Below are 25,777 nucleotides of genomic sequence, written 5' to 3'. Positions count from 1 at the left end.
TTCTCAACTGGTTAATTCAGACTAGTTTGAGGAGGTTTTTTCATTTTGATCGAGGGTCAAAAACGCCACAACCTCACCGAGAGAGTTAAAGGTGTTTTCATTTCCTTGCCACTTTAGCGTGAGCCTATCATCATGCCAGCTCAAAGAGTTTTCAGCTTGATCTTTCAGACCAATTCCTAATTTTTCTAAAGCTCGACTTGTCCAGTAAGTTTCAGCACTATTTCCTTTGACATGGATATGATGCTTTATCTCAGTATGTAGCTTAAAAACTCCCTGAGAGATATCAAAGTGAGCTGCGTGCGTTCCATATATCTTTGAAATCTCGCCTTTGAGGGCGAGCTCTTCGGGTAAGCCTACAGTCAATTGACTATCACATTCGAGAAGCCAAAGTTTATCGCTCATCTGAAGTGCTAGTTCTAGCTCATGAGTAGCGATTATGATAGCTTTTTGAGTAGTTCTAGCCAAGTTTTGAAGCAGCTTCATGATATCAAGCTTATTAGGTATGTCTAAATGTGCTATTGGTTCGTCTAATATCATGATTTCACCATCTTGAGCAAGTGCTCTAGCGATCATAGCCTTTTGAAGTTGACCATCACTTAGTTCATCTAAATTAGCTTCTTGGATATATTGAATATGTGTGAGGGCGATCGCTTCTGCTACCTTTTGGTGATCATTAGGACTTAGATGTCCTGTCCAGTTGGTATATGGTATGCGTCCAAGAGCCACTAGGTCATAGACAGTGAGCTGACTTTGCCTTATACTATCGGTGAGTACAAGGCTAAGTTTTTGAGCAAGCTCATTTTTACTAAAACTACTCAATGGTTTACCCTCTATCGAGATAGTTCCTGCTAATTCTGGTTGGACACCTGATAAGGTACGGAGTAGGGTAGACTTTCCGACACCATTGGCACCTAATAGTCCCACAACTTCTCCTTGATAAAGAGAAAAATTCAAATTGGATAAAATCACCTTTTGTGCTTTTTTATGCACATATCCAATGGTGAGATTTTCGGCTGTCAGGATAGGCTGCTTCATTAGACTTGGACTCTAGAAGATTTTTTATTCAAGATGAGCCAGATGACAACTGGTGCACCAAATAAAGAAGTAACGGCATTGATAGGCAAGGTATAGTCACTTCCTGGAAGCTGACTGATCACATCACAACCAAGTAAAAGTGAGGCGCCAACTATCCCACACAGTAGAATCGATAGTCGATGATCTGAAGTAGGAATGAATAGTCTCGTGAGATGAGGGACTGCGATACCTATAAATGCGATAGGACCGCAAAAGGCAGTGATAGTGCCAGCTAGTATACTTGTAGCCAAGATCACTATTAACCTGAACTGCTTGATGGAAATCCCTAAACTCTGACTGTAGTTTTCTCCCAAATGCATGGCATTCAATGCTTTTACTTGACTAAAGGCAAGAGAAATACCAATCAAAAAAGCAATGATGATAATGAGTAGCTGAGGATAGGAGATGGCACCTAAGCTACCAAGTGTCCAAATGACATAGGCTTGCAAGTCTTTGGCTTCACTGATATATGATAGCAAGCTCACAATCGCTCCAGTAGCACTACCAAACATCAATCCTATGATAAGAAGCGTGGCAGAATCTTTGACTCGACCAGCGATTAATACGACTAAGAGCAAGACAAGAAATGCTCCTATGCTGGCAGCGAGCGCAGGAGCCCATGCATTGGAGATTTGTGTGGCACCAAATCCAATCATCGAACCAGCCATCACGAGCAGGGCGACTCCCAAACTTGCACCAGAGCTAATACCGAGTACATAAGGTCCAGCGAGTGGATTTCTAAAAAGTGTCTGCATCAGCAGTCCACTGATAGCCAGCGCACTGCCTGCAAATAATGCACTTAGTGCCTTTGGAAGGCGGTATTGCCAAATGATTTGTTGCCAAGCGATATTGTCACTAGTTCCTAAAAGCGTGTCGATAAGCTCTCCAAAAGGGATATAAACTGATCCAACTGATATAGAAGCCAGAAAACAGAAGACTAGGCTGATCAGGAGCAAGATGATTTTTCCTTTGGCTATGGGAGACTTTTGACTCATCTGGGTAGTTTTTCGTAAAAGTAAAACTTATGATCAGTCATTTGTTCTGGATGGAAAATTTTAGCTAGGTCAGCCAAGACGATATCAGGCCGCATATAGCCAAGCTCTAAGTATTCAAAACCACCTTTTGCGCCTATTTTTTTGGTATAATTATAGACTTCTCCTTCTTTGAAGGGTTTCAAATGGATATAGCGAGCGTTTGCATTTTCCATTTCTTCTAAGCTACGGAAGGAAGCAACATTCACCCACTTATCCACTTCATCAGCTTGAGTAAGTATCTGCTCTATACTCATCTGTAAGCTACCAGTACCTTGTTTATCTTTCCAGAGATAGTCAGCACCAGCATCTGCAAATAGTTGTGCAGACCAGTTTTCTCCTGCAGGGGCATACCAGATATCTTTATACATCACACCGCTGATAACGCTCGGTTTATCCACTACAGAGGCGACTTTACATTTAGTTTGAAGATAGCTCGACTCTATTTGCTGAAAAATACTATCTGCGGACTGTTCTTTTCCTAGGAGTACCCCAGCAAATTTGATCCATTCAGCTCTGCCAAGTGCTGTTTTTTCTAAAAAATCAGCATTGAGTAAATAAGGAATACCAGCACGGTTGAGCAATTCTAGTCTGCTAAGGTCGCTACTCATGCTAAAAGCCATCACGAGATCAGGTTTCAATGCTATGATTTTTTCAACATTAAGTGCTTCGCCTTTTCCTATTTCTTGAACTTTACCTTGATCGATCAGCTGACGCATTTGAGTAGAAGATATCAAGTCAGTGTTGGGAAATCCAATCAAGGATTCACTACTTTCTAGCGCATCCAGTAGTGGGATATGAGTAGTAGAAGTACAAACAATTTTATTAACAGGGATTGAGATTTGAGGAACTTTCTCAAGCGCTGAAGGGATGTTTGCTGTGGCTTCTTTGAGGACATACTGAAACTTTTGATCAGCATCAAACCACGGATTGCTGATCGTGAGCAAATAAAAGCCTTCTCCTTTTTTTAAACTGAAATTTTCAGCATAGTCCAAAGGTATTGAAGTAAGCTCTCTACTAATATGCTGTATATCAATTACTTGATTATCTATTTTTGTCTTATTATTTTGGTCGCAGCTTAGACTTCCTACTAGTAGAACTGTAGATAAAATACATTTAAATGGACTCAAGATGGAGGCTTTCATTGACTTCATAATTTGCGCTAAGTTCGAAAAATTTTGGCTATTCCAAATTTTCTGTACATTTGTATCGATTCAGGTTTTTGATCAGCATACCTGCTGAGAAAAAATTAAAAGGGAATCTCGTGTGAAACGAGAGCTGTCCCCGCAACTGTAATCCCGCCCGGTCTAGATCGGGAAGCGCGTTTGCTCAGCAACACCATTGTCCCTAAGTGGATGAGAAGGTCAGCAAATGTCGGGAAAGCCAGGAGACCTGCCTGATTCGTTGAATTCAAAGCTTTCGGGTGAAAGGCTGAGATGACCAAAGGTTTTATTACACGAGGTTTCTCTACTTTATTAGCTGGTGAGCTTTGAGTTAAGTTATGATTCATAATTTAATTCAAAGACAATGAAAACAGGTTTCTGTGTTTTACTTATAGCATTTTTGCTATCTGGTACTACTGCATATGCACAGCTAGGATCAGATACGCTGCTGCTGGAGGCTGTGGAGATCAAATCCGTGCCTTTGGAAAAATATGGTCTAGGGACTAAAATCCAAACTTTTGACCAAGAGCAATTACGTATTTTTCCGAGTAGTAATCTTTCTGATTTACTTTCTAGACAAGCTGGAGTTTACATCAAGTCTTATGGTCCTGGGATGCTCTCTAGCATTAGTCTGAGAGGAACAGGAGCAGGTCATACAGGTGTATTTTGGAATGGGATCAATATCAATTATCCTTCTTTAGGGCAAAGTGATTTTGCGCTTTTGCCACTTGTAGGAGTGGATCAAGTAGCCATACACTATGGTGCTACTGGAGCGCTCTATGGGACTGATGCCATTGGTGGGGCAATTCACCTTAGCCAAAAATCAAATTTCAAGCAGGGTTCACAAGTCAGGTTGGACCAAATGCTGGGGAGCTTTGGTAGGATGAGATCTTCGGTTAATTATCGCTGGAGTAATGATCAGTGGAGTATTTCTACACTCATTGACCGGTTGGCTGCAGAAAATGATTTTGAGTATATCAATACTGCAAAAATAGGTCGACCAAAAGAGCGCCTTGATCATGGAGCCATTTCACAGTATAATGTCCAACAATCTATCGCCTGGAAGCCTGGTGCTTTGTCTCAGATATCAGTCAATGCGTGGTATACGACTACAGATAGGGAATTGCAGCCTACCATGCTGAGTAATACCAAAGACACCCAAGCAGATCAAAACCTCAGACTAATGGCTGATTACAGTCTGATGTCAGATAATCACTTTTGGCAGATCAAGTTTGCTTATTTATCAGATCAATTACTTTATAATGAATCAGACGATTCAAAAACAAAACAACACATCATCAAGCTAGAGGACGACTGGAGCATAGCTGATAAGCTTTCTATAAAGTATGGAGCTTTGTACAATTATGTGACAGCTGACCTTAGTGCTTATGAGGAGGAAGAGTCTCGGACTGATCTTTTTGCTAGCGCAAGGTGGCAACCTATATCCTCATTCACCTTAGTGGGGAGCTTGAGACAAGCACTGGTAGATGATTGGACTATTCCGCTGACTCCTGCTGTCAATGCGACTTGGAGTCCAGATTTTTTACAGAACAAAGGATTTTCATTGAGAGCTTCTTGGGCTAGAAGCTTCAAAACGCCAACGCTCAATGATAGATATTGGAGACCTGGTGGCAATCCTGATCTATTGGCCGAAGATGGTATTAGTTATGAAGCAGGTGTAGACTTTAGTAAAAAGAGAAAGAATTCCTCATGGGGTGCTAGCTTAACAGTGTTTGATATGTTGGTTGATAATTGGATTTTATGGCAGCCAAAAGGGAGTTTTTGGTCACCAGAAAACATCCAAAAAGTGAATAGTTCAGGAGTAGAGATGAGTATTTCTGTTACACAACGATTGGCCAATTTTGTCCTAGATCAATCACTTCAATATCATTTAAATCGAACTGTCAACTTATCAAATACTGAGCGCAGAGATTTGCCTTACACACCAAGGCACACAGGTGCACTGCTTCAAAAAATCAATTTTAACAGTTGGCAAGCTATAATCAATCATCAATATACGGGAGAGCGCTTCATCACTGCTGATAACGCTCAAATGTTACCTGCTTTTTATGAATTGAATTTAGGGCTCTCGTATCAATTTAGCTGGAATGGGACAAAGATCACCGCGCAAGCCAATGTGCATAATGTATCAAATGTCATGTATCAAAATATGAATTTGAGAGCGATGCCTGGAAGAAATTATACTTTTAACTTAACTATAGAATTATGAAAATGCTAAACCAATTCAAGTCATTCTTATTAATCCTGCTGCTATCAGCTGTTTTTGGATGTAATAATTACGAAACTCCTGAGATAGAGGTAGGAGAGTTTTCTAATGGTGTATGGGTCATCAATGAAGGAGGCTTTAGCGTCTCTGGCGAGCTTTCCTTTTATAGTTTTGATACGGAAGATGTACAAAACAATGTCTATGCCGCACAGAATGGTGGAGCGATGCCTGGTAGTTTTTTGCAGAGTTTGACTGTGTTTAATAACACTGGGTATCTTGCTATAGATAATGCTAATCAAGTTCAGATCATAGATATGGCAGATCTAAGGGTGACTGGTCAGATCAATGATCTAGCTAAGCCCCAGCAACTGTTAGTGGTAGGCAATAATAAAGCTTATGTCAGCGAGTGGGGAGAAGATGGGTTTGGAACTCAGATAGCAGTGGTAAATTTATCTACTAGAACGATCACCGAGCGTATCACTGTGGGTCAAGGGCCAAAACAAATGATATTAGCTAATGGCAGCGTCTACGTGCTCAATACAGGAGGTTTTGGTAGCGATGACAACATGACGGTGATTAATCCTACTACAGATGAAGTAGAAAACACAATTACTTTGGTGGATGGGCCAAATAGTATGGTCGTGGATGCTGAGGGGTTTATCTGGGTAGCATGTAGTGGAAGATATGCTCCAGATTTTTCTCGTTTAGAGGTGTCTGGTGCTCTGCTCAAAGTTGATCCAGGACTAGGTGAGATAGTTGAGCGATTTGATTTTGAAAGTGAATTTAGTTCACCAAGTGAATTAGCCATCACGGCAAATGGTCAAAGAATGTACTATTTGTACAATGGAGGAGTCTATGATTTCGCCATAAATGCAAGTGCCTTGAATGATTCACCACTGATCGAGAGGTCATTTTATGGACTAGGAATCAACAACCGCACAGGGCAACTATTTTTATCAGATCCTCTTGATTTCAATTCAGATGGTAAAATAGTTATCTATAGTAGTGCAGGCATAGCACTTGATTCTGCCAATGTAGGCTTGGTGCCAAGTAGTTTTTATTTTGTGAATTAAAATGAAAGTATTTAGGAGGCTACTTTTAAAAGATGTAGCCTCTACTATTTTATCGGCTTCAACCCTACTTTTTCTATCAAGAATGCTTCAGTGCTTTGATAGACTGTCTCATAGTCTTGGGACCTGATAAAGCTCGCTATTACATGATTGCCACTGGTTGGGAAAGCTTCTTTTTCTTTAGTAGAACTGGCTAGGACTTCAAACATCTCTAGCATAGCGGCTACGGAGACTACTTTGTCTTGCTCTTCTTCATTTTTATAGTAATATCCTAAGAAATAAGGTTGTTCAATTTTTTGGAACGTTTCGGGGGTCATAGTGCTTTTTACAAATACTGCTAGTGCTTCATAGCCATTGACATGATAGCGGGTACTCCAGTACCGTTGCTCTAAGCTATCGGATCTACTCATGTCTAGCATTTCTCCACGCGACATGATGGCTAGCTGCTTCATCCAAGGTTTGAAAAAGAAGTCGAGTCTATCTTCATAGGCAGCTATGATAGGTGAATAGCTTATAACTGCAGTAATAGAAGGATTCTCGGCAGCCAAATAAGTAGCTAAGGCTCCTCCAGTAGAAGTACCCATGACGATGACGGAGTCTCCCAAAACTTGTCCAAGAGCAACCGCTTCTTTGGCAGAATCGACTAGACTTTGAGCACTGAGGTTTTCAAAGGAATTCTCTCGATCTATCCCATGTTCATCTAGCCTAGCTAATAGCAAGTTTGCACCAAATTTTTCAGCTATTTGTCTATGGACTGGCTCGCCTTCAGCCCAGCTAGCACCAAATCCATGTAAATAGACAATGCTATATTTAGTTTTAGAAGGAGTCGAGTCATACCAAATCACTCGAGCTTGATTATCTGGTTTCACGCCTATTGTTGCGCTTTCTTTTTGGGCGAGGAATTCGTCCACTTGGTCAATCTCTAATGAGAGGTCACTAATGGTACCATCCAATTGGACAACTTTAGATTTAGGTCCAGCTAGGTAAATCAGTCCAAGAATGACTACCAATATTCCGACAATGCGTAAAAATTTTTTCATTCGTTTTTTCTTTCTATTTACCTCGTTTGGCCAATTATCTGACGGTATTCTGTATTAAATTTAAGTGAATTTTTTGAAGAGAAGTGCTGATTTTTAGCGATCCAAATTTTATTTGGAAGAAAGGTTTGCTATAGCCCTCTAAGGTATTAATTTTGCACATGGCAGAACAAATTTTGATCCTCGATTTTGGCTCTCAGTACACCCAGCTCATAGCTAGACGCGTGAGAGAGCTCAATGTTTATTGCGAAATTCACCCTTATAATAAAATCCCAGAAATCACTTCTGACATCAAGGGAGTGATTTTGTCTGGTAGTCCTTGCTCAGTGAGAGATGAAGGTTCACCTGATGTGGATCTTTCGCTTTTTAGAAAAAAACTCCCGCTACTAGGTGTTTGCTATGGCGCACAACTTATGGCGCAAAAAAATGGAGGTAATGTAACACCTTCTACTATCAGAGAATATGGCAGGGCCAAACTCAGTGAAATCAATCATGATACAGACTTGATGAATGGCTTCACTCCAAACTCACAAGTATGGATGTCTCATGGCGATACTATTTCGGCTCTTCCAGAAGACTTTGAGATCATAGCAAGTACTCCTTCGGTAAAAGTAGCCGCCTACAAGGTTAAAAATGAGATGACTTATGGCATCCAGTTTCACCCTGAAGTGACGCACTCACTAGATGGTAAAGCACTGATCAAAAATTTCGTAGTAGATATTTGTGGTTGCAAGCAGGATTGGACTTCATCACTTTTTGTAGAGACCACTGTGGAACAACTTAAGGCTCAGTTGGGCAATGATAAAGTTGTCTTAGGTCTTAGTGGAGGAGTAGACAGTTCTGTAGCAGCTATGTTGATCCACAAGGCAATTGGTAAAAACCTCTATTGCATATTTGTAGATAATGGACTTTTACGCAAAAATGAGTTTGAAGAAGTCCTAGCTTCTTACAAAGACATGGGCTTGAATGTAAAAGGAGTAGATGCTAAGCAAAAATTCTATGATGCACTCGCCAACATCAGTGATCCAGAAGGGAAACGAAAGGCAATCGGGAGAGTATTCATAGAGGTATTTGACGATGAATCTCATCAGATAGAGGATGTGAAGTGGCTTGGTCAGGGAACTATCTATCCAGACGTAATAGAGTCTGTATCAGTCAAAGGTCCCTCAGCTACTATCAAGTCTCACCACAATGTAGGAGGACTCCCAGACTACATGAAACTCAAAATTGTAGAGCCGCTAAATACGCTTTTCAAAGATGAAGTGAGAGAAGTTGGTCGTACGATGGGTATTCCTGAGACGATCATCGGTAGACATCCTTTCCCAGGTCCAGGATTGGCTATTAGGATATTGGGAGATATCACTCCTGATAAGGTGCAGATCCTCCAAGAGGTAGATCATATCTGGATCAAAGGACTCAAAGATGCTGGTCTTTATGACCAAGTATGGCAAGCAGGCGCTATCTTGCTACCTGTACAATCAGTAGGAGTGATGGGAGATGAGAGAACTTATGAGCGAGTGATTGCTCTAAGAGCAGTGACGAGCGTAGATGGGATGACTGCTGATTGGAGTCATTTGCCGTACGAATTTTTGGGCGAGGTCTCAAATGATATCATAAATAAAGTAAAAGGCGTTAATAGAGTGGTGTATGACATCAGCTCCAAACCGCCAGCAACTATCGAATGGGAATAATTCCTTATATAAATGAGCATGGGGTATGGTTTTTGAAAGCCATACCCTTAATTTTGATTAAACCTTGATCGAGAAGCACATGAACAAGAACATTTTTACTTTTATTTTCTGCCTAGTGATGCTGTCTGTACAGGTTGGTTTTGCACAGACTAACTATCAGGCTAATTTTCAAAAAGCAAAAACTCAAATCGAGCTAGGCAACTATGAAGAAGCGATGGATTTGTTAAGACCAGTCTTAGGAGCTACCTCTTCTAATCCTTATGCGTCTTATGCCACTTACTTTTTTGCCCTGTCAGCTTATGAAGATGGTAAGTATGAGTTGGCAAAGACTACGCTCAGACCACTACTTGTGCCAGGTAAGTTTGATAAAATAGATGAAGCCAATTACTTAATGGCTCATATCTATTTAGCTCAAAATGAATACAGACTCGCTTTAGATCAGCTAGCAGATATCAAATCGAGCTCACTAAAGCAGCAAGCAAATACTTCATTTACAAATGCACTAGTAAAGCTTGATAAAGCAAATTTAAAGCAACTGTATGATCAATACAGAGATGAATCTATTTTGAAGAATGCTTTGGTGCAAAAACTCAAATATGAAGCCTCTTCAAAAGAGGAGCTAGAGTTGCTAGCTGCTTTAGATCCTTCAGAAACATATCAACCAGTCAATCAATCCAAACTTATCAATATCGGTGCTTTCTTGCCATTTATGTATGGTAGGGACTCTGCTCAGATAGCCAGATTAGTACGCGAAAACTTTGTAGTAGATCTATACTTAGGGGCTAAGTTGGCTCAAGAAGAGATCAATAAGTCTGGAGATTTTGAAGTAAACCTGATTCCATTTGACACGAAGAGAGATGAGCGTGCCATTAGGACTATCTTACAAGATGAGGCTGTAGAGTCTCTTGATGTGATTTTTGGTCCTTTATACCCAAATGAATTTCAGCAGGTTTCAGAGTTTGCCATTCAGCATGAGATTCCATTTGTCAATCCACTTTCTACAAATAGTAAGCAAATAGAAAATAACAATTTTGCCTATCTATATAAGCCAGGATCTGAAAATGTGGCTTTATCTACGGCTGATTTTGTAGCAGAAACATGGGGAGGATCCAATGCAGCTATACTCTACGGTAGTTCAAGTAGAGATTCTTTGATTGCTGCTATTTATGCTAGGGAGCTGGAGGCTAAAGGGATCAATGTGGCTTATAAGAAACGTATCTCTACTGACAATGTTAAGAATGCTATCACTGAGGTGATTCTTGGGTATTTACCAGTAGAAGAAGAAAATGCAGAGCCTATTAAAGAGGAAGATAAAAATGTCCCTGCTGATCATATTTACTTCGTTACAGAGGATCCTCGCTTACCTGCACCGATCATTAGTGCCTTAGAGATCAATAGTAGTCGTATTCCTGTGATCGCCTCAGATGCATGGTTAAATTTTAACTTTGTTAGTTTCGAACAATTAGAGCGATTAAACTTTTACTTTACTAGTAATTCTTCTCTCGATTATGAAAATAAAGCAGTAGAAGAATTTAGAATTAACTACAAAAAGCGCTTTGGTGCATTCCCTAATCCATACGCCTTTATTGGTTATGACTTGATTTATATCATCACTGAGCAGTATCAAGTGAATGGCATGAAGAATTTTTTACAAGGGATGCCATTTAGAAGAGGTAAGATCAGTAGAGGGTTAGATTATTCATTGAGAAATGATAATCAATATGTACCAATGCTCAAGTTGGAGTCAGGTAAACTAGTCGTTTTAAAACAATCCATTACTAATGATCAAGAATAAAAGTAAGGCCTTATTTGAAAAGGCAAAAAACCTAATACCAGGAGGTGTAAATTCACCAGTGAGGGCATTTAAGGCAGTAGGAGGTGATCCCATATTTATCAAATCGGCAAAGGGTCCCTACATCATAGATGAAGACGGTAATCAATATATAGAACTTATCAACTCTTGGGGACCTATGATACTAGGTCATGCACACCCGATGATATTAAGTGCTATCCAAGAAGCTATACCTAATTCCACCTCCTTTGGAGCACCTACAGCTAGGGAAGTAGAGATCGCTGAACTGATCATATCTATGGTGCCTTCTGTAGAAAAGGTAAGGATGGTTAACTCAGGTACGGAGGCTACGATGTCTGCTATCAGGGTAGCTAGAGGCTACACTGGTAGAGATAAGATCATTAAATTTGAAGGATGCTATCATGGACATGGAGATGCCTTTCTGATCGCTGCGGGAAGTGGAGCCATCACTATGGGTACGCCTGATAGTCCTGGAGTGACTAAAGGAACTGCCAAAGATACTTTGCTAGCACCATACAATGATTTAGCAGCTGTAGAGCGACTTGTAAGTCAGAATAAGAATGAAATAGCTGCACTGATCATAGAACCTGTAGCAGGAAATATGGGTTGTATCCCGCCTCAAAAAGGATATCTTGAAGGATTAAGAGAGATCTGTACGAGAGAAGGTATCGTCCTGATCTTTGATGAGGTGATGACAGGTTTCAGGCTTGCCAAAGGAGGCGCGCAAGAATACTATGGAGTCACTCCTGATATGACTACACTAGGTAAAATCATCGGTGGAGGGCTTCCAGTAGGTGCCTATGGCGGTAAAATGGAAATAATGGATTGTGTGTCTCCTGCAGGACCTGTTTATCAAGCAGGTACGCTATCTGGTAATCCTATAGCTATGGCAGCGGGTTTAGCGATGCTTAATCATCTCAATGATCATCCTGAGGTATATACTAAGCTTGTAGAGATCACTGATAAGATCGTAGCAGGTATGCGTATCAATCAAGAAAAACTTGGTCTGAACTATACGATCAATCAGGTAGGAAGTATGTACAATAGATTTTTTACCACACAGCCAGTGACAGACTTTGAAAGCGCGAAAACTTCAGACACGGGTATGTTTGGTAAGTACTTTCAGATGATGCTAGAGCGAGGAGTATACATAGCACCTTCTCAGTATGAGTCTTTCTTCGTATCTACGGCTATCACAGATGAATTGATCGATGAATTGACTAAAGCAGATTATGAAGTCTTGAAAGCACTACATGCTTAGAATAGATTTTTGATTAATCAAAGAATGCGGGTCCAGTTTGAATCCGCATTTTTCTTTTATAGAAGAAGTAGTGAGATGAAAAACTCAAAAATCACTGCTACTAAAAGTACGTTGATGTAAATGAATCCAAGTAGGTTAAATTTGATCAATGTCTTGAGCCAACCTTGTTTGTAGACTTTCAAAAAGGAGAAATAGGCATAAGTGCTCACTCCTATAAAAGAGATAAAGAATATCCATCCAGCGATCTCGTCACTGACTGATATCAGCATCAGGCACAAAGAGATGCTATAAATCAAATAAGCAAAAGCATGCAAATGAAGTGTATGCACACTGTGCTGAATAAATTTGAAGCTTGATCTGATATAAAGTAGCTTGAGTATTAAAGCGAATATCGGTAGCATGAAAAACATCATGATCGAGAAATTTCTAAAAATTTGCTGCTTTAGCGCATTTCGGTCTTTGAGTGCTTTTCTAACTTTTTCAGCACCTAATTCATTATCGATTGGCCAAATGCTGTTTTTACCATTGGATGTGATAGAGTCCATAAATGCCTTATTTGACAAGCTTTCATCTTTGGCCCAGTTCGTCCATTTGATCAGACCATTTTCAGCGATTGTAGTTTGCTCTGGAGTGGAATCATTTTTGAGTCGCTGCGCCAGTTCAGAATTGGCATTTGGATCTATCTTTTCGAGCATTTGATCTAGTTCAGCTTTTTCTTCAGGACTTAGATCAGCTAGTGCCTCTTGATTGATATTTGCTTTGATATTATCAGGTTCTAGTGTGTCATTGAGGACATAGCTAAAGGTGAAGAAGTAAAGTAAGCTTAGGAAAAAGTACAGCCTAACAGGGTGAAAGTAAGTGACTCTTTTACCTTCGATGAAACGATTGGTCAGATATCCCGGTTTAAAAAAGAAGGGTTTTAGACTGACGATTAGTTTAGAGTCTAAGGCGAAATAGTTAGCGATGAAATCAGAAGCTAATGTTTTGATGGAGACATTGTTGTCGTTGTTTTCTTGTCCGCAACTTGGGCAAAAGTTATATACTTCAGAGAGCGTATGACCACAGTTTAGACAAGCATTTGTTTTTCTTCTGATTTTCATCTACTATATGACTAAAGATTAAAATCTAAATTTACGAATAACTTAAATGAATAAATCGCTATGGTGACAATTTACGGAATCAAAAATTGCAACACGATGAAAAAGGCCTTTGATAAATTAGATCAATTAGGCGTATCATATCAGTTTCATGACTATAAAAAAGAAAATATCTCAGCAGAAAAGCTAAAGCAATGGATCGATGAGCTGGGTATAGAAAAGGTGGTCAATAAACAAGGAATGACGTGGCGCAAGCTAGACGAAGCTACACAATCTGCCGCTATGAATCCTTCTACTGCTATCAAAGTGCTTCAGGAGAAAACTAGCATGATCAAAAGACCTATCTTAGAGACTGGGAAAAATATCATCTTGGGCTTTGATGAGGCGCAGTACGAGTCACTAAAGTAAAGATGTCGCTCAGCAAATAAATCAGGACATAAAAAAAGTCTCACTATCGAATAGTGAGACTTTGGTCTTTAAATATGTAAAAGAATTAAATTATGACAATTTAACATTTACTGCATTTAAACCTTTTCTTCCTTCTTGAAGGTCGAAAGTTACTTCATCGTCTTCTCTGATTTCATCGATAAGACCTGATACGTGTACGAAGTACTCTTTGCTAGATCCTTCTTCTTTGATAAATCCAAATCCTTTAGAGTCGTTAAAGAATTTGACAGTTCCTTTGTTCATTATATTGTAATTTTAATTTCATGCAAGGTACGACAATTATTATCAAGTTTATCTTTTTTGAAAAATAAAAACAAAAGACTGAAATATTTGAAGTGATAAAGCCATTTGAGGGCATTCAGGGTTTGTTTTAGACTAAAATAAAAAAGTCATCGCAGGGCTGCTACGATGACTTTGACGCAAAATTAGATGTTTTTACCAAGCGATCGATACACCAAAGCTCAAAGTATTAGCTTCTGTTTGAGAGGGACCTTTGCCGCTTTCGAAGACTTCTGACAAGCCATAGTAGCTCCAGAAGTTAAAGCCATTAAAGCCTAGTCTAGCATAGGCACCATATCTAAATGAATTTAGTGCGTATCCTTGTCTATCTTTGACAGTTCTTGATTCACCGTCTTGCTCAAATTTCGACTTAGTATGTGAATGATATAATACACCAAACTTAGCGCCTAGTGCTACTCTAAATCCTCTGGAATAGTCATTTTTATTAGTGTGGTATTTAAATTCCACCGGGATATCTACATAGTTTGCTATCAGCTTAGATTTATTGACAGATAGGCCAGCGCCATAGATGTCTGAAAGCTCTCCCAATGAAGATGTCCCCTCTGTACGATCAAAAATAAGTGTCTGTTGGCCATCAAAAGCATACCTTTCTAGACCTAAACCAATTCCTGGAGCAAATGTAAAACCTGAATTCTTTCCTAGGTTCAAATCTCTTTGGTAGTATACATTTACTACTTTAGATCCAAAAAATGAGGTTTCCATATCAGCAGGACGTCCCTGCAATAGGCTAAACCCAAGGTCAAAATATAGTGAGCCTGGTATGTCAGCTCTTCCATTTCTGTTTACAGGGGCGCCAGTATCCTCGCTAGACTCTTGGGCCCAGGCACTTACAGATAGTAATAAAAATAATACGGCAAGTAGATTCAGTTTTTTCATCTGATTATGATTAGTTCTTTTAACTATAAAGTGTTTGAAATGGCCAATCAACGCTTAGAAAGGCCAAAAATAATTTGCTTATCGGGTTGTTGATTTTTAAAATTCTCTCTTTTCGCTAACGTCTTATATGTTAAAAACTTATAAGAATCAGAGATAAAATGTTAGTTATTTATTCCTCCAACAACGATGTAAAGTTAATAATTTCCATGACAGATGAAATGCGAATATTTGCTAAATGTATTTTTATACTTACATTTGCAGTCATAAAGACGGCCTCGTAGCTCAACTGAATAGAGCACTTGATTACGGCTCAAGAGGTTTCAGGTTTGAATCCTGACGAGGTCACTACTAGCCCTACTCTGATGAGTAGGGTTTTTTTATGAATAGGGGTGCTATTTTTAGGTATTAAGTAGTTTTAAAAGTGCATGAAGATAAACTACTTGACATTTACTTTGATTCTAGAGAAGATGTACATGATTTCAGAGCCAATTTCCAATGCACGATTTATATATGTATCTCTGGCTTCAGCAGTACCATCGGATACTTTGGGGTCTAAGTAGCGCAATGGAACTCTGATTGTCGCTTCTGGTATGAAAGGACAATTGTCATCTGCGTGATCACAAGTCATCACAGCAGCGAAGTTTGTGTCATTAGGAACTGCTTCTGAAAAAACCTTTGAGTAACATAGGAGAGGGGCACTATCCGCACTATACTTCACTTGGTATATTGGATTTTCAGTTTGATCAAGCTGTGTGATCTCGTAGCCAAGGCTCCTCATAGCCTCTATAGCATTTGGATGAAATGCAGTAGCTTCTGTACCTCCAGAAACTGCATGAACACTTGGAATATCAAAATAACTGGCAGCCGTTTGTGCCCAAATTTGAGAGATTTGGCTGCGTCTAGAGTTATGTGTGCAGATGAAGTTGAGATATATAGGCTTTACTAAATCTACTTGAGTCTGGATGTAGTGGATCAAAGGCTCCATTACAGCTAGTCTATCCGCTGTGATCTGATCGTATTGGATTCGACTAGCTGTTTTTTGGAGTGCTGGTAGCAGAAGTGTCATGGTCAAATGGTTAATAGTTTTAGCAACATCCTGAGCCAGGAGCACAGCTTGCTCCTTCGGTACTGAAATCTTTCAAATTGATTTTCATTTTTGGCTTTTCCGCTGGTGCACAGCAAGCCATGGCTTTCTCCTCTGGAGTAGTTGCTCTATCTTGTGCTTTACAAGAAGTAGCCGTAGCAAATAGCTGAACAATCAGTTTGTCATCAGAGTTAATAATGTTAGAGATGGCTAGAGGAGCTTTATGAAAGTTTGAATTGCCATATTCGAACATGATTTCAGTATCAGAGAAAGTAGGTCTCACACGGTCCACAGCTTCAAATATGTGAAGGGCTTTGGTAGTGTTTACTTGATGATTTGGTTCAGGTAGTTCGTTTTCCCAAAGTTGTATATGAGTTTCTTCCCATTTGTTTTGTAGGCCACCACAGTCGACTGTATCAAAAGATACATTTTTGATCTCTGTGATATGATAATCGGGTCTTGCGTAAAATCCCTTTTGATATTCAAAGTACAAGGCTTTGTCAGGATTATTTTTGAGGAGTTGGATAAAATCTCGTGTAGTCATGGTCTTGTTTATTTATGTGATTAACAGCAGTTATTAATAGGGAATGTGTCAAAGAAGTCTAGAAATAAGGCACGAACTTCTAGCCATTTGGCTTGATTGATACAGTAGCATACAGCAGTACCTTCCACGGTTCCTTTAATCAGATCAAGTGCTTTGAGTTCTTTGAGATGTTGAGATATGGTTGCTTGAGCGAGTCCAAGTTCGCCTACTAGTTCTCCAGTGATGCACTGATTGGTTTGTATTAGGTGTTGCAGGATGGCTACTCTAGCTGGATGACCAATTACTTTGGCATATAGCGCAAGTTCATTTTGAGTGTCATTGAAGAGTGCAGTTTTCGTAATTCCCATGATTGATAAATGTTACATTGCAATATTACGATTAATATCTAAAGTAGATGTCTTTTATGGAAGATATTTATCATGTTTGCTCTAAAATGTCTGATAATCAAATAATTAATTTAGTTTTTATTTTTTAGTAAATATCCCTCAATTAGACCGAGTCCTTGATTTTATTTTTTTTCAAAGATTGTAGAAGTGAATTGTTTTCATTTTAGAAAAATAAATCTAAACTACTTGGGTACTTCAAGGTTATGGCTCTGTATGATTTTTGGTATAGACTACGGGAGCAAGCTGGCGGGGACAACAGTGATTGCCATGGGAGACCACCCTGAGCGACTTAGGTTTTTTTGTTCCTGCAAGAATGCTGATGCGGATACATTTATAGGGCAACTTATACAAGAGCTTCGACCTAGCCTGATAGGGATTGATGCGCCTTTAAGTTTACCATTAGTTTATCAGCAGCCAGACCTATCGGGGGCTAGTTTTTTTTACAGACAAGCAGACAAAGCGATCAATGCCATGTCTCCAATGTTTTTAGGGGGACTAACTGCCAGAGCTATGCAGCTCAAAGCATCTTTTTCTTCAGTTGATTGGATAGAAGTTTATCCAGGTGGATTAGTGAAGATAGCTCAACTCGAGGGCTATTCTAAAAAGGATAAATCACTTATTCCCGCTTTTATAGGCATGCTCAAAGCCAAATATGGTATATCTGTGGATCAAGAAGTCAAAACTTGGCATGAGGTAGATGCTATGCTAGCTTGGTTTGCGTCCTATCGATACTTACATGGTCATGCTATCGCCTATGGCAATCCCGCTGAAGGCCTCATATTTGTTTAATCAGCCACGCGTAAGGATACGTCACTAGGTATAGGTATATACTGACCTGTCAGCACATGCAGTATGATGGCTTCCGCTTTTCCTTCCCAATTCAAAAAACCTAAGTGCTTATTGCTTTTGGTGTCTATATGATGTGTTAGTTGGCTAAAGTCAAACTGATCATGAGCTATCCCTGCTCCAGCAGAAACTGCATCCAGTGCATTGCAAGCTTGTTCATATTGACCTTTTACGGGGATCATCATGACAGGCTTCTGCAGATACATGGCCTCACAGATAGATTCAAAGCCAGCAGTACTTACATAAGCTTTACAAGCAGCCATTTTTTCTAAAAATAACTGATCGTCTACTTGATGAAAAGTAAGATTAGGCTGTGGTTGATAGACTTTAGGAAAGGCTTTATTATCCCAAAAGCAAATAATATTGACATCTTGGTGAGCTTTTTGCCATGTGATCACCTCCTCAGCATAACCTGCATTTACCATATAGCAAAGGTAGAAATCTTCTTTGCTGACTTTTTGCTTTTTGACTTCAGACCTGATTAGAGGTGGAACTACTATTAATTTATTGATCCTGCTTGGATGATACGACTGAAAGGAAAGAGTAATTCTTTTGTCAGCCCGTAGTGCGGTTATTTCATTGTTTAATAAAAAAAGCCAACGTTGTATGTGTCTTTTTTCCGCAAATATAAAATCAGGGTGACTAGCTAAATACTGGTGTCCAATACAATAATATTTAAGATCAGGCTTGTACAACCAACAGTATAGTCCTCCAAGAAAATCATAGAAATTGAGTAAGACATCTGGTTGATCCGCTTGGATAATCTCGTGTATTTGCTCCAAGCTCTGCTTGAAAGTCTTTGTTCTTAATGCATTGTAAGCGATGGTTTTTGGTAGGTTGATGGTTTTGGCTTTTTTATCAGTCACAAAGTTAGGACTGTCTAGTTGTATGATGGGAGCTTGTATTTCTTTAAAAACAAACTTGGGCAGTACGCGTCTTTCACTTTTACCTATGATGACAGTAGATACTTCATGTCCGTGCTGCTGTAGCATGCGACAAAGCGTGATGGCTTGTGTCATATGTCCTCGACCCTCGCCTTGAACTAAGAAGACAAATTTCATTTATTGACCATTTAGACTTGTAAAACCTTTTGGGGCAATAGCATTAGGAAGTTGACTAAACATGGCGATCTTATAGTCTAGCTCAGGAGTACCTTTTTTCAAATTGACAGTCTTAGGAGTGACAGTTCTATTGAGATCGATTTCCGCATAGTGGATCAGACTCCACTCACCATTAAAATCCTCAGCCAAAATACTCATCGTTTCGACCCAGTCACCAGAGTTCATGTACTTGATACCTTCTATGTCTCTGATTTCTGCTTTGTGTATATGCCCACAGATGATGCCATCACAGCCTTTGATTCGAGCCACATGAGCTAGTTCTGATTCAAATTTATCTATGTAAGTCACCGCTGACTTTACTTTTGATTTCACTTTTTGAGAAAGTGAGTAGTAGGGTAGACCTTTGCTTCTGCGGTAGGCATTGACGCGAGCATTGAGCCAAAGTAAGAACGTGTAGCCCATATCACCGAGATAAGCAAGCCACTTGAGGTTGGTAGTGATCGAGTCAAAGATATCCCCATGTGTGACATAGAATTTTTTTCCATGGGACTCATAGATCATATCTTTTTGAATGGATAGATTGCCAATCTGGATAGGTAGGATCTGATCTAGAAAGTCATCATGATTCCCTCTGAGATAGGTGACTTTAGTCTGTTCCTCAGAGATCATTTTGAGGATTCTATTGAAAAAGCGCGTGTGCTTACGTTTCCAAGCCCCTTGTTTTTTCAATTGCCACCCATCGATAATGTCGCCATTGAGGATGAGATTTTCACACTGATACTGTTTGAGAAATCTGACAAGTTCTTTTGCCTTTGATCCTTTAGTGCCCAGATGAATGTCTGAGATCACGATAGTTTTGTAGTGAAATTTCAAGATAGCTGAATTTTTCTACAAGGTAGGTGCTGGGTATTACTTGATAATGAAGCGCTTATTATCAAAATAACATGAAATTGGCATAGGTTTGCTTGGATTTAACCCTTGCTTAACATGGATTAGCCATTGAAAACAAGTTTGAAAGTAGTTCCTTCCCCGATCTGAGAGCGTACATTGATATTGCCTTTGTGGCGTCTCATGATTTGTTTGGATAGAGAAAGACCGATGCCAGAGCCTACTTTTTTGGTTGTAAAGAATGGAATGAAGATTTTAGAAAGTGCTTCATCATCTATGCCTTCACCATTGTCCATCACACTGATAAAAAGTTTGCCACTCACTTCCATGCCACCTTTTAGTGTGATGTTTTTTTCAGGTTTGTCCTTTACTGCATACATGGCATTTTGAACCATATTGATAAGTACCTGTTCGATAAGTGACTTATCTGCAGCTATTCTAAGGCTTTCTGGCTCAGTGTGCAAAGTCAATGTGATGCCAGCTTCCTCCATTTGCGCACTGAAAAGTACCGCCACGTGGTCAAGTAGGTCTTTGATGTAGACATCCGTGATTTTTGGTTGTGGGATATGCGCTAGATTTCTAAAGTCACTTACAAATCTAATCAAACCTTCACTTCTGCGCTGTATAGTCTGGATAGCCATGGAGAAATCCTCTATATCAGACTCTGACATGACATGTTCTCCTGATCTAGCTTGCCTCAATTCTTCTCCTACAGTCGCTGAAAGTGATGAGATAGGGGTGATGCTATTCATGATCTCATGGGTGAGGACTCTGACGAGGTTTTGCCAGGCCTCCATTTCTTTCTCCTCAAGCTCTCTTTGGATGTTTTGTAGAGAGACTAACTTAAAGACCTCATCTCTCAGGGCAAGCTCTATGATATATACAGATAGTTGTATAGAACCTTCGGGAGTTTTGATAGAGATCAATTCATTTCCTCCAGTTCGTAGATTTAGTATGGTGTCTAGAAGCGTTTGATTGATGAATTTAAGTTCTCGGATATTGCTGAGCTTTTGTATGCCTAGCAGTTGTTTGGCAGAGGAGTTGATGATTTGAATGTCTCCTGAGTTATTGATCGTGATGATACCAATACTAAGATGCTGTACTATAGTACGAAAATATTGATAGTTAGCTTCATTCTCTTCTCTGGAGTTTCTTAGTTTTTTAAGGATACTATTAAACTCTAAGTTTAGCTCATCTACGACTGATCCATCCAATTTGACTGGATACATCTGTGCATAGTCATCAAACTTGATCGTATTCACAAAGTCCCTTACTTGTCGATAAGATTTTTCTGCAAACTTGATCAAATAGACGATCTGCGCAATCAAGATGATCAATAGCAAGGAGATATTGAATACTCCTGCTGATCCACTGATAGCAGCAGTTAGGATGATGGTATTGACTATAAGAAAGCCAATTCTCAATAAAAGCCCAACTCTATAATCCATACTTTTCTAACCTTCTATATAGAGAAGCACGTGTGAGACCGAGTTCTTTGGCAGCTTTGGATATATTGCCACCATTTTTATCGATAGCTCTTTGGATGACATTTCGCTCTACATCTTCTAGGTTTAGGTTATTGGCACTACTTTCTGGGGCGTCTTGTGCCACAGGTTTTCCAGATAGAAAGAAGAAGTCACGACTGTCTAGCACATCATCATCGCTCATGATGACAGCTCGCTCAAGCGCATGCTGAAGCTCCCTGATATTACCAGGCCAAGGGTACTTTTGCAGTAGATTCTGAGCAGAGACAGAGAATTCCTTTTGATTTTTACGATATTTTTGGCAGTACATTTTCAAGAAATGATCACAAAGTGTAGGGATATCATCTTGGCGCTCTCTGAGTGGAGGAAGGTAGATTTCTACTGTGTTGATTCTATAGAGTAGATCTTGACGAAATGAGTTATCTAACACCATCGTATGCAAAGGCATATTAGTAGCACAGATTAGTCGGATATCTATATTGGTGCTCTTATTGGCACCTACTCGAGTGACTTCTCTCCTTTGTAATACAGTCAAAAGTTTAGATTGAAGAGGCATGCTAAGGTTGCCTATTTCATCTAGAAACAAGGTGCCTTCATTAGCGATTTCAAACCTTCCTGGTCTGTCATCTTTAGCATCTGTGAAGGATCCTTTTTTATGACCAAAGAGTTCGCTTTCAAAAAGTGACTCAGTGATAGCTCCCATGTCCACACTGACAAAGACATTATCTTTTCTTAAGCTTCTCTGATGGATTGCACGAGCGATTAGCTCTTTACCTGTACCATTCTCCCCTAGGATCAGAACATTCGCATCAGTTTTGGCGACTTTGTCTATGATAGAGAAGACGTTTTTCATGGCTGCACTCGAACCGATGATATCATTGAAGGGCTTATTGACATCTTCTTCTAAGACTTTTTTAGCTTTTGTCAGCTTATCTACTTTATTGTAAGAGTCTTTGAGCTTGATAGCAGCTGAGAGAGTCGCGATGAGTTTTTCGTTTTGCCAAGGTTTGAGGATGAAGTCAGTAGCACCTTCTTTGAGTGCTTGTACAGCCATCTCTACATCTCCAAATGCTGTGATCAGAATCACTACTGCTTTTGGATCCATTTCATGAATTTGTTTGAGCCAATAAAAGCCCTCTTTGCCACTGGTAGTATCTTGGCTGAAATTCATGTCTAATAAGATGATGTCATAGGTGCCATTATTCATCAAAAAAGGTATTTTCTTAGGATTCTTTTCTATGATGACTTCCTTAGCGTGCTTTTTCAAGAGCATCTTTGCTGCGAAGAGCAAGTCTTCATTGTCATCTATGATGAGTATTTTACCTAACGTATTTTCCATGAGTATAAAATTTCTAAAATGGAGGTCAAAATCATGCCAAGCGCTTGAAATGGATAAGATGGCTGATTGATGAGGAAATTTAAGTAAAAAATGTTCGGAAGTGAACAAAAAGTGTCACGTTTTTATACAAATTAGCTTTATAGAGGGGCTATTTTTTCAATTTTTATCAAAAGGCCTTACCTTCAAGCATTCATCACAACAAAAGAGATAAGCAATGTCAAAAGCAACAAACGGAAGTAAAGTAAAAGTACATTACACAGGAAGACTTGAAGACGGGACGGTATTTGATAGTTCTGCCAACAGAGAGCCTTTAGAGTTCACAGTAGGTGGCGGTCAGATGATCAAAGGTTTTGATGTTGCAGTCAATGGGATGACTATCGGAGATAAAAAGTCAGTCAATATCCCAAGTGCGGAAGCTTACGGTGAAGCGAGAGCAGACATGATCTTAGATGTACCTAGAGAGCAGGTACCTGCTGATATCACGCCTGAAGTAGGTATGCAGCTTAGTCTATCTCAGCCAGATGGACAGCAAGTACCAGTAGTGATCACACATGTAGATGATGCTAAGATCACTTTGGATGCCAATCATCCTCTTGCGGGGAAAGATCTGATATTTGATATTGAGCTAGTGTCTGTAGACTAAGGCTTTTAGCAAGTTATTGGTATAGATCCAAACGTAATTTGCCCCGATCTGCCTAATGGTATGATTTGGGGCATTTTTTTATGTAATTTTTTTTATGCTTTATACTGACTAAATTGCCAATTCTTGAAACTAATGCCGTTTTTGTCCGTTTGCAGTTAAGTTGCACTTAGTTGGTGTGCTAACTATCCAAACCTAATACAGCCAAATCGAATAACACTTCGACCAAACTTTTATGAATAAAAAGCAGATCAAGTGGATCATAAAGCACCTTTCTGAAGAGCTGGAGCAGCCATTTAGTCAATTTGAACTCAATAATATTGATTTCAATGATACTGTCTATGAGAGAGATGATTTTAACTCTTTCCTTCATGATATCACGGAGATAGCCAGTAAGTTCAAGATTGTCATCTTGGAGAACAAGACAAGTCGAGAGTCTTTAGAAGATTTTATAGAAGTACTGGAGTTCCCCATTATTGTTTTTAAACAAACAGACGCTGGTATAGCGCCTATCATCCTGACTCCTAATAAAAAGGGGGAAGTAAAAGCCTACGAATTTGATAGGGATATAGAGAATTCCGTTCCTTGTGAATTTCCAAATTTCGAAGATCTGGTAGCAGACGAAGATGGGATCTCATTTTTGACAAGTTTCAGATACAATAGTCTTGTTTCAGACGAGCAGGATATAGAAAACGGAGTTAAGCCGACACCTTTCAAAAGACTGATGAGGATACTCTCACTAGAGAAGAGAGACATCACCTATATATATGTATATGCCATCATTATTGGTTTGGTCAGTCTCTCGCTTCCTTTAGGTATTCAGGCGATTATCAATTTGATCTCGAGTGGATTTTTGTTCACTCAGGTAGGTCTTTTGATTGCCTTTGTGATACTCGGGGTGCTAGTTTCTGGAGGGCTTCAGATCATGCAGATCACTATAGTGGAGATTTTGCAAAGGAGAGTTTTTGCCAAAGCAGCATATGAGTTTTCTTTCAGAATTCCTCGTATCAAGATGGAAGGTATTTTGAAAAATTATGCACCAGAGTTGATCAATCGCTTCTTTGACGTTTTGACTATTCAAAAAGGTCTTCCAAAGATTTTGATTGACCTATTGGCTGGCTTTTTACAAGTCTTATTTGGCTTGATTCTATTAGCCTTCTATCATGAGTTTTTCGTTTTCTTTGCGATTCTACTGCTGCTAGTGATGTTTATACTTTTTTACTTCACAGGTCGCAGAGGTCAGGAGACAGCTATCAAAGAGTCTAGCTATAAGTATAAAATGGCCTATTGGCTACAAGAGCTAGGTAGAAATATACGGTCTTTCAAAATGGCAGGAAGTACCTATCTACCAACTAAGAAGTCCGATTTTTTACTCAATGGCTATTTAAAATATAGAAAAGAACATTTCAATGTACTAGTAAGACAGTATAGCTATATTATTCTCTTTAAAACGATCGTAACTGGGGGGCTTTTGATCATCGGTAGTATCCTAGTGATCAATAGAGAGATCACACTAGGGCAATTTGTAGCGTCTGAGATCATCATCATTACGATACTCAATGCGCTAGAAAAGGTGATCAACTACATGGATGTGATCTATGACATGCTAGCAGCGGTAGAAAAGCTCGGTGCAGTGACTGATCTAGAGCTTGAAAATAAGCGAGGCATCATGCTGCCAAAGCGTATGACTACCAAAGGTTTCTCAGCCAAAATGCAAGGCTTACGCTATGTCTACAAAGAAAACGGTAAAATAGCCCTTGATGGAGTAGATTTTGAGCTAAAGCCAGGGCAAAGAGTAGGTTTAGCTGGTGGGTCTAATTCTGGAAGATCCACTTTATTAAGTGTGCTATCAGGTATTTACTTTGACTATAAGGGTGGTGTATCGATCAACGAACTTCCTCTGAGAGATATCAATCTGATGAGTCTAAGAGACCATATCTCGAAGACTACTTCAGAGTATGAGATTTTCGAAGGCACACTCCTAGAAAACCTTACTTGCGGCAGACCAAATGTCAACTATGAAGATATCCTTTGGGCTATGGAGATGGTAGGTATCAAGGACTTTGTCAATGGATTACCAGATGGTCTACAGACTAGATTAGTAGGAGCAGGAAAGGATTTTTCTTCTACAGTCAACTACAAGATAGTCATCGCAAGGTGTCTCGTTCAGCGTCCAAAGCTGTTATTACTCGGGGATATCTTCCACAGATTTGGTAAATCAGAAAAACTCAATCTGATCAGTAATATTTTTGATGCAAAGTATGACTGGACTGTCTTGATCGAAACAAATGACCCAATGATATTAGCCGCATGTGACCATATTGGCTTTATGGAAGATGGCAAAATAGCTGTTGAGGGAGCATTTGAAGAATTAGTGAAAAACGAAAGATTTGCAGATACTATTTTAAGCAAATAACT

General features: G+C 39.4%; 23 protein-coding genes, 1 tRNA gene and 1 riboswitch. Of the genes, 10 read left to right on the top strand and 14 right to left on the bottom strand.

Annotated elements, in window-relative coordinates; all coding sequences use genetic code 11:
* Positions 1-21: 21 nt before the first annotated feature.
* From I5349_RS09255 to I5349_RS09245, 3 genes are read right to left on the bottom strand one after another with little or no spacing between them, the layout of a single operon-like run.
* Positions 22-1,035 (bottom strand): ABC transporter ATP-binding protein, encoded by a 1,014-nt coding sequence (locus I5349_RS09255; protein WP_226390477.1) that lies wholly within the window; start codon positions 1,033-1,035, stop codon positions 22-24.
* Positions 1,035-2,069, bottom strand: a complete 1,035-nt coding sequence (locus I5349_RS09250; RefSeq protein WP_226390476.1) for an iron chelate uptake ABC transporter family permease subunit — start codon at positions 2,067-2,069, stop codon at positions 1,035-1,037. Before I5349_RS09250 ends, I5349_RS09255 begins: the two co-directional genes overlap by 1 nt.
* Entirely contained in the window at positions 2,066-3,250 is a 1,185-nt protein-coding gene (locus I5349_RS09245; RefSeq protein WP_226390475.1) for an ABC transporter substrate-binding protein, read from the bottom strand. Before I5349_RS09245 ends, I5349_RS09250 begins: the two co-directional genes overlap by 4 nt.
* A 54-nt stretch (positions 3,251-3,304) precedes the next feature.
* Positions 3,305-3,519, top strand: a riboswitch (cobalamin riboswitch).
* Positions 3,520-3,632: 113 nt separating this feature from the next.
* Here I5349_RS09245 and I5349_RS09240 point away from each other — a divergent pair.
* Positions 3,633-5,498, top strand: a complete 1,866-nt coding sequence (locus tag I5349_RS09240; protein ID WP_226390474.1) for a TonB-dependent receptor plug domain-containing protein — start codon at positions 3,633-3,635, stop codon at positions 5,496-5,498.
* A complete protein-coding gene (locus I5349_RS09235; RefSeq protein WP_226390473.1) occupies positions 5,495-6,568 on the top strand; it encodes a YncE family protein in 1,074 nt (357 codons plus the stop codon). Before I5349_RS09240 ends, I5349_RS09235 begins: the two co-directional genes overlap by 4 nt.
* 44 nt (positions 6,569-6,612) lie before the next feature.
* On the opposite strand, the gene I5349_RS09230 is transcribed toward I5349_RS09235, so the two are convergent.
* Positions 6,613-7,605 carry an alpha/beta hydrolase gene (locus tag I5349_RS09230; protein ID WP_226390472.1) on the bottom strand — a complete coding sequence of 331 codons (993 nt, stop codon included), beginning with the start codon at positions 7,603-7,605 and terminating at the stop codon, positions 6,613-6,615.
* Between the two features lie 158 nt (positions 7,606-7,763).
* Between I5349_RS09230 and guaA the strand changes: the two genes are divergently transcribed.
* The 3 genes from guaA to hemL all read left to right on the top strand — a co-directional run bounded on the left by guaA (position 7,764) and on the right by hemL (position 12,367).
* A complete protein-coding gene (gene guaA, locus I5349_RS09225; RefSeq protein ID WP_226390471.1) occupies positions 7,764-9,293 on the top strand; it encodes a glutamine-hydrolyzing GMP synthase in 1,530 nt (509 codons plus the stop codon).
* A 79-nt stretch (positions 9,294-9,372) separates the two neighbouring features.
* Positions 9,373-11,088, top strand: a complete 1,716-nt coding sequence (locus I5349_RS09220; RefSeq protein ID WP_226390470.1) for an ABC transporter substrate-binding protein — start codon at positions 9,373-9,375, stop codon at positions 11,086-11,088.
* A complete protein-coding gene (gene hemL / locus I5349_RS09215; RefSeq protein ID WP_226390469.1) occupies positions 11,075-12,367 on the top strand; it encodes a glutamate-1-semialdehyde 2,1-aminomutase in 1,293 nt (430 codons plus the stop codon). Before I5349_RS09220 ends, hemL begins: the two co-directional genes overlap by 14 nt.
* A gap of 56 nt (positions 12,368-12,423) precedes the next feature.
* On the opposite strand, the gene I5349_RS09210 is transcribed toward hemL, so the two are convergent.
* Positions 12,424-13,467, bottom strand: coding sequence for a DUF3667 domain-containing protein (locus I5349_RS09210; RefSeq protein WP_226390468.1), 1,044 nt, complete (start codon positions 13,465-13,467; stop codon positions 12,424-12,426).
* Positions 13,468-13,527: 60 nt separating this feature from the next.
* On the opposite strand from I5349_RS09210, the gene I5349_RS09205 reads away from it, so the two are divergent.
* Positions 13,528-13,872 (top strand): arsenate reductase, encoded by a 345-nt coding sequence (locus I5349_RS09205; RefSeq protein WP_226390467.1) that lies wholly within the window; start codon positions 13,528-13,530, stop codon positions 13,870-13,872.
* 90 nt (positions 13,873-13,962) lie between these two features.
* Here I5349_RS09205 and I5349_RS09200 read toward each other — a convergent pair whose 3' ends face one another.
* The gene (locus I5349_RS09200) at positions 13,963-14,154 is read right to left on the bottom strand and encodes a cold-shock protein (RefSeq protein WP_226390466.1); all 192 of its coding nucleotides are present in this window, start codon (positions 14,152-14,154) and stop codon (positions 13,963-13,965) included.
* Positions 14,155-14,346: 192 nt separating this feature from the next.
* Positions 14,347-15,087, bottom strand: coding sequence for an outer membrane beta-barrel protein (locus I5349_RS09195; RefSeq protein WP_226390465.1), 741 nt, complete (start codon positions 15,085-15,087; stop codon positions 14,347-14,349).
* A gap of 271 nt (positions 15,088-15,358) precedes the next feature.
* Here I5349_RS09195 and I5349_RS09190 point away from each other — a divergent pair.
* Positions 15,359-15,432 (top strand) — tRNA-Arg (locus I5349_RS09190).
* Positions 15,433-15,523: 91 nt separating this feature from the next.
* Here the strand turns inward: I5349_RS09190 and I5349_RS09185 are convergent.
* The 3 genes from I5349_RS09185 to I5349_RS09175 are packed head-to-tail and all read right to left on the bottom strand — an operon-like array spanning position 15,524 to position 17,062.
* On the bottom strand, positions 15,524-16,153 hold the full coding sequence (locus I5349_RS09185) for a low molecular weight phosphatase family protein (RefSeq protein WP_226390464.1): 630 nt from the start codon (positions 16,151-16,153) through the stop codon (positions 15,524-15,526).
* A 19-nt stretch (positions 16,154-16,172) separates the two neighbouring features.
* Complete coding sequence (locus I5349_RS09180) at positions 16,173-16,715, bottom strand: DUF6428 family protein (protein WP_226390463.1); 543 nt, start codon at positions 16,713-16,715, stop codon at positions 16,173-16,175.
* Positions 16,716-16,735: 20 nt separating this feature from the next.
* The gene (locus tag I5349_RS09175) at positions 16,736-17,062 is read right to left on the bottom strand and encodes an ArsR/SmtB family transcription factor (protein WP_226390462.1); all 327 of its coding nucleotides are present in this window, start codon (positions 17,060-17,062) and stop codon (positions 16,736-16,738) included.
* A 252-nt stretch (positions 17,063-17,314) separates the two neighbouring features.
* On the opposite strand from I5349_RS09175, the gene I5349_RS09170 reads away from it, so the two are divergent.
* Complete coding sequence (locus I5349_RS09170; protein ID WP_226390461.1) at positions 17,315-17,890, top strand: hypothetical protein; 576 nt, start codon at positions 17,315-17,317, stop codon at positions 17,888-17,890.
* On the opposite strand, the gene I5349_RS09165 is transcribed toward I5349_RS09170, so the two are convergent.
* The 4 genes from I5349_RS09165 to I5349_RS09150 all read right to left on the bottom strand — a co-directional run bounded on the left by I5349_RS09165 (position 17,887) and on the right by I5349_RS09150 (position 22,719).
* The gene (locus I5349_RS09165; RefSeq protein WP_226390460.1) at positions 17,887-19,008 is read right to left on the bottom strand and encodes a glycosyltransferase family protein; all 1,122 of its coding nucleotides are present in this window, start codon (positions 19,006-19,008) and stop codon (positions 17,887-17,889) included. The two genes, I5349_RS09170 and I5349_RS09165, sit on opposite strands and share 4 nt — an antisense overlap.
* The gene (locus I5349_RS09160; protein WP_226390459.1) at positions 19,009-19,881 is read right to left on the bottom strand and encodes a UDP-2,3-diacylglucosamine diphosphatase; all 873 of its coding nucleotides are present in this window, start codon (positions 19,879-19,881) and stop codon (positions 19,009-19,011) included. It abuts the gene before it with no gap.
* 119 nt (positions 19,882-20,000) lie between these two features.
* Positions 20,001-21,344, bottom strand: coding sequence for a sensor histidine kinase (locus I5349_RS09155; protein WP_226390458.1), 1,344 nt, complete (start codon positions 21,342-21,344; stop codon positions 20,001-20,003).
* The gene (locus I5349_RS09150; RefSeq protein ID WP_226390457.1) at positions 21,334-22,719 is read right to left on the bottom strand and encodes a sigma-54-dependent transcriptional regulator; all 1,386 of its coding nucleotides are present in this window, start codon (positions 22,717-22,719) and stop codon (positions 21,334-21,336) included. The genes I5349_RS09155 and I5349_RS09150 overlap by 11 nt, the downstream gene beginning before the upstream one ends.
* Before the next feature lie 214 nt (positions 22,720-22,933).
* On the opposite strand from I5349_RS09150, the gene I5349_RS09145 reads away from it, so the two are divergent.
* Together I5349_RS09145 and I5349_RS09140 are read left to right on the top strand one after the other, a co-directional pair.
* Positions 22,934-23,362 carry an FKBP-type peptidyl-prolyl cis-trans isomerase gene (locus tag I5349_RS09145; protein ID WP_226390456.1) on the top strand — a complete coding sequence of 143 codons (429 nt, stop codon included), beginning with the start codon at positions 22,934-22,936 and terminating at the stop codon, positions 23,360-23,362.
* A gap of 232 nt (positions 23,363-23,594) precedes the next feature.
* Positions 23,595-25,775, top strand: a complete 2,181-nt coding sequence (locus tag I5349_RS09140; protein ID WP_226390455.1) for a peptidase domain-containing ABC transporter — start codon at positions 23,595-23,597, stop codon at positions 25,773-25,775.
* The last annotated feature ends 2 nt before the right edge of the window (positions 25,776-25,777 follow it).

It is taken from the genome of Penaeicola halotolerans, assembly GCF_016464625.1.
GTDB classification, from domain to species: domain Bacteria; phylum Bacteroidota; class Bacteroidia; order Cytophagales; family Cyclobacteriaceae; genus Penaeicola; species Penaeicola halotolerans.
This window is presented reverse-complemented; position numbering and strand designations above follow the sequence as displayed.

Bases quoted from the DNA above. Each gene is read 5' to 3' on its own strand.
- I5349_RS09185 (WP_226390464.1), bottom strand. From the start codon at position 16,153: ATGACACTTCTGCTACCAGCACTCCAAAAAACAGCTAGTCGAATCCAA.
- I5349_RS09155 (WP_226390458.1), bottom strand. From the start codon at position 21,344: ATGGATTATAGAGTTGGGCTTTTATTGAGAATTGGCTTTCTTATAGTC.
- I5349_RS09240 (WP_226390474.1), top strand. From the start codon at position 3,633: ATGAAAACAGGTTTCTGTGTTTTACTTATAGCATTTTTGCTATCTGGT.
- I5349_RS09170 (WP_226390461.1), top strand. From the start codon at position 17,315: ATGATTTTTGGTATAGACTACGGGAGCAAGCTGGCGGGGACAACAGTG.
- I5349_RS09220 (WP_226390470.1), top strand. From the start codon at position 9,373: ATGAACAAGAACATTTTTACTTTTATTTTCTGCCTAGTGATGCTGTCT.
- I5349_RS09245 (WP_226390475.1), bottom strand. From the start codon at position 3,250: ATGAAAGCCTCCATCTTGAGTCCATTTAAATGTATTTTATCTACAGTT.
- I5349_RS09230 (WP_226390472.1), bottom strand. From the start codon at position 7,605: ATGAAAAAATTTTTACGCATTGTCGGAATATTGGTAGTCATTCTTGGA.
- I5349_RS09150 (WP_226390457.1), bottom strand. From the start codon at position 22,719: ATGGAAAATACGTTAGGTAAAATACTCATCATAGATGACAATGAAGAC.
- I5349_RS09210 (WP_226390468.1), bottom strand. From the start codon at position 13,467: ATGAAAATCAGAAGAAAAACAAATGCTTGTCTAAACTGTGGTCATACG.
- I5349_RS09175 (WP_226390462.1), bottom strand. From the start codon at position 17,062: ATGGGAATTACGAAAACTGCACTCTTCAATGACACTCAAAATGAACTT.
- I5349_RS09255 (WP_226390477.1), bottom strand. From the start codon at position 1,035: ATGAAGCAGCCTATCCTGACAGCCGAAAATCTCACCATTGGATATGTG.
- I5349_RS09235 (WP_226390473.1), top strand. From the start codon at position 5,495: ATGAAAATGCTAAACCAATTCAAGTCATTCTTATTAATCCTGCTGCTA.
- I5349_RS09180 (WP_226390463.1), bottom strand. From the start codon at position 16,715: ATGACTACACGAGATTTTATCCAACTCCTCAAAAATAATCCTGACAAA.
- I5349_RS09140 (WP_226390455.1), top strand. From the start codon at position 23,595: ATGAATAAAAAGCAGATCAAGTGGATCATAAAGCACCTTTCTGAAGAG.
- I5349_RS09205 (WP_226390467.1), top strand. From the start codon at position 13,528: ATGGTGACAATTTACGGAATCAAAAATTGCAACACGATGAAAAAGGCC.
- I5349_RS09195 (WP_226390465.1), bottom strand. From the start codon at position 15,087: ATGAAAAAACTGAATCTACTTGCCGTATTATTTTTATTACTATCTGTA.
- guaA (WP_226390471.1), top strand. From the start codon at position 7,764: ATGGCAGAACAAATTTTGATCCTCGATTTTGGCTCTCAGTACACCCAG.
- hemL (WP_226390469.1), top strand. From the start codon at position 11,075: ATGATCAAGAATAAAAGTAAGGCCTTATTTGAAAAGGCAAAAAACCTA.
- I5349_RS09145 (WP_226390456.1), top strand. From the start codon at position 22,934: ATGTCAAAAGCAACAAACGGAAGTAAAGTAAAAGTACATTACACAGGA.
- I5349_RS09200 (WP_226390466.1), bottom strand. From the start codon at position 14,154: ATGAACAAAGGAACTGTCAAATTCTTTAACGACTCTAAAGGATTTGGA.
- I5349_RS09165 (WP_226390460.1), bottom strand. From the start codon at position 19,008: ATGAAATTTGTCTTCTTAGTTCAAGGCGAGGGTCGAGGACATATGACA.
- I5349_RS09250 (WP_226390476.1), bottom strand. From the start codon at position 2,069: ATGAGTCAAAAGTCTCCCATAGCCAAAGGAAAAATCATCTTGCTCCTG.